Source organism: Neoroseomonas rubea, from assembly GCF_016106015.1.
GTDB classification, from domain to species: domain Bacteria; phylum Pseudomonadota; class Alphaproteobacteria; order Acetobacterales; family Acetobacteraceae; genus Neoroseomonas; species Neoroseomonas rubea.
Genome location: NZ_JACADQ010000433.1, coordinates 1 through 2,891, shown reverse-complemented (window position 1 = coordinate 2,891; position 2,891 = coordinate 1). Strand labels below are relative to the sequence as shown.

The window sequence follows — 2,891 nt, the reverse complement described above, 5'->3', positions numbered from 1 at the left end:
GCGCCACCTGACGCGCCACCACGGCATGGCGGCGCTGCCGCTCGGCGCACTGCGCGGCCCGCGGCCGAAGCCGCCCATCCCGCGCGCCCTGACGCCCGAGGCGGCGCGCGCCGTCGCGCGCGAGGCCGGCGAGATCTACGACCCCGCGCGGCACGAGAAGGCGCCGATGCAGGCGGCGCGCGACGTCGCGCTGTTCTCCCTGCTCTACGGCGCGGGGCTGCGCATTTCGGAAGCGCTCTCGCTCGACCTGCGCGACGCGCCGCTGCCGGGGCGGGAGGATGCGCTGCGCGTGCGCGGCAAGGGCGACAAGGAACGCCTCGTGCCGGTGCTGCCCGCGGTGCGCGCGGCGATCGCCGCCTACCTGATGGAACGCGGGCCCGGGGCGCCGGAGGAACCGCTGTTCCTCGGCGCGCGGGGCAAGCGGCTCGATGCGGCGGTGGCGCAGCGCGCGCTGCGCGAATTCCGCCGGCTTGCCGGCCTGCCCGAACACGCCACGCCGCATGCGCTGCGCCATTCCTTCGCGACGCATCTGTTGGGCGCGGGGGCCGACCTGCGAGCCATCCAGGACCTGCTCGGCCATGCGAGCCTGTCCACCACGCAGCGCTATACGGCGGTCGACGCTGCGGGGCTGCTTGCCACCTGGAAGAAGGCGCATCCGCGCGCGGGCTGACGGCGCGCCTTGTCACGGTTTCGTCATGGCGCATGATCCACCGCAAGGCGCGCCACCCGTCGCGCCGCGGAGGATCGGCCCATGTTCGAAGCGGCGGAACTCGACCACAAGGTCGACAAGGCGGCCTACCGGAAGGAGGAAGGCGAGCTGCGCCGCGCGCTGCTGCAGGCGCAGCGCGACCTCGGCACGCAGAAGCGCTTCCCCGTCCTCATCCTGATCGCGGGCGTCGAAGGGGCGGGAAAGGGCGAGACGGTCCACCTGCTCAACGAATGGATGGACCCGCGCTTCATCGAGGTGACTGGCTTCGGCCTGCCGACCGAGGAGGAGCAGGCGCACCCGCCCATGTGGCGCTTCTGGCGGGCGTTGCCGCCCAAGGGGCGGATCGGCGTCTTCTTCGGCGCCTGGCAGACCATGCCGATCCTTGAGCGCGTCCTCGGCGACCTCGGCAAGGGCGGCTTCGCCGCACGGATGGAGGAGATCATGCGCCTCGAGCGCATGCTCGCGCAGGAAGGCGTGCTGCTCATCAAGTACTGGTTCCACCTGTCCAAGGCGCAGCAGAAGAAGCGCATCCGCGCGCTCGAGAAGGACGAGGGCACGTCGTGGAAGGTCACGCGCTACGACCGAAAGCTGTTCGAGCACTACGACGCTTTCATGGAAGTCTGCGAGCCCTTCCTGCGGGAGACCTCGACCGGCGAGGCGCCCTGGACGGTCGTGCCCGCGGCGGATGAACGCTATCGCGCGCTGTTCGTCGGGCGGCACCTGCTGGCCACGCTGCGCGCGCGGCTGGAAGCGCAGCCCGAGGCGAAGCCCGCCGCGCGCGCCACCCCGCCGGCGCCGCCCGATCGCGTCAACGTCCTGCGCGCGCTGACGCTGAAGCAGGAGATGTCGCGCGAGACCTACGACACGGCGCTGGCCGAGGCTCAAGGCCGGCTCGCGCGCGCGACGCGCCACAAGCGCTATGGGCAGACGAGCGTGATCGCGGTGTTCGAGGGCAACGACGCCGCCGGCAAGGGGGGTGCGATCCGCCGGCTCGGCGCGGCACTCGACCCGCGCGCCTATCGCATCGTGCCGGTCGCCGCGCCGACGGAGGAGGAACGCGCCCAACCCTATCTCTGGCGCTTCTGGCGTCACGTGCCGCGGCCTGGGCGCGTGACCGTCTTCGACCGCTCCTGGTACGGGCGCGTGCTGGTCGAGCGGGTGGAAGGCTTCTGCCCCGAGCCCGACTGGCGCCGCGCCTATGCCGAGATCAACGATTTCGAGGAGCAGCTCGTCGCGAACGGCGCGGTGGTCGCGAAGTTCTGGCTCGCGATCAGCAAGGAGGAACAGCATCGCCGCTTCAAGGAGCGCGAGGCGACCGCCTTCAAGCAACACAAGATCACCGCCGAGGACTGGCGCAACCGCGAGAAGTGGGACGACTACGAGGCGGCGGTGTGCGAGATGGTCGAGCGCACCTCGACCGGCCTCGCGCCCTGGACGCTGGTCGAGGCCGACAACAAGCTGCATGCGCGCGTGAAGGTCATCGCGACGCTCGCCGACATGCTCGAGGAGAAGCTGCGGGGCTGACCGCCGGCGCGCTACCGCTGAGGCAGCACGAAGGTGCCCTCGACCTCGAGGATGTCGTCCTGGTTCAGGCGCTGCACCTCGATGATGGTGCGCGGCGGATGGGGGCCGTTGCCCCAGATTTCCTCCTGCACGCGGTTCGCGATCGGGCGGAAGCGGAACATGTCCGTCACGTAGACGACGAGGCGCACCGCATCCTGCGGTCGCGCGCCGGCGGCCGCGGCGATGTGCAGCATGTTGCGATAGGCCTGCCGGATGCGCGCCTCGTCGCCCGCGACAAGCTGGTTCGTCGCGGGGTCGATCCCGCGCATGCCGGCGACATACAGCGTGTTGCCCGCCTGCGCGGCGAGCCCCCAGGGCCCGGTCGGCGTGATCGCACCCGGCGGGCTGAGGATGGTCACGTTCTGGGCAGAGGCGGGCAGCGCGAACAGCGCCAGCGCGAAGATCAATCGCTTCATCTCGGTCTCCTGCGCGCGGCGCGACGGCGCGCGGCGGGGTGGGCGGGGATGCCGCGCGGCATCGCGCCCGGGCGAAGCAAGGCCCACGCCAGCCGCGTCAGGCCCCCGCGCGATCCGGATCGATCGTCGCGCGCCGCGCGGCATTCGCCGCCCCATGCGCCGCGCGGATCGAGATCGGGAGAGCACACGCCTGAACCGGAGTC

The 2,891-nt window shown here is 71.8% G+C and carries 3 protein-coding genes; 2 read left to right on the top strand and 1 reads right to left on the bottom strand.

Annotation, left to right across the window (positions count from 1 at the left end; genetic code table 11):
- A partial coding sequence (locus HW577_RS23195) for a tyrosine-type recombinase/integrase (protein WP_198378477.1) occupies positions 1-670 on the top strand: 670 nt, incomplete at its 5' end.
- 81 nt (positions 671-751) lie between these two features.
- Positions 752-2,233, top strand: coding sequence for a polyphosphate:AMP phosphotransferase (gene pap, locus HW577_RS23190; RefSeq protein WP_198378476.1), 1,482 nt, complete (start codon positions 752-754; stop codon positions 2,231-2,233).
- Positions 2,234-2,244: 11 nt separating this feature from the next.
- Here pap and HW577_RS23185 read toward each other — a convergent pair whose 3' ends face one another.
- Positions 2,245-2,688 (bottom strand): RidA family protein, encoded by a 444-nt coding sequence (locus HW577_RS23185; protein WP_198378475.1) that lies wholly within the window; start codon positions 2,686-2,688, stop codon positions 2,245-2,247.
- Positions 2,689-2,891 lie beyond the last annotated feature (203 nt).

Excerpts from the sequence above, each read along its gene's own strand:
- pap (WP_198378476.1), top strand. The coding sequence starts at position 752 with ATGTTCGAAGCGGCGGAACTCGACCACAAGGTCGACAAGGCGGCCTAC.
- HW577_RS23185 (WP_198378475.1), bottom strand. The coding sequence starts at position 2,688 with ATGAAGCGATTGATCTTCGCGCTGGCGCTGTTCGCGCTGCCCGCCTCT.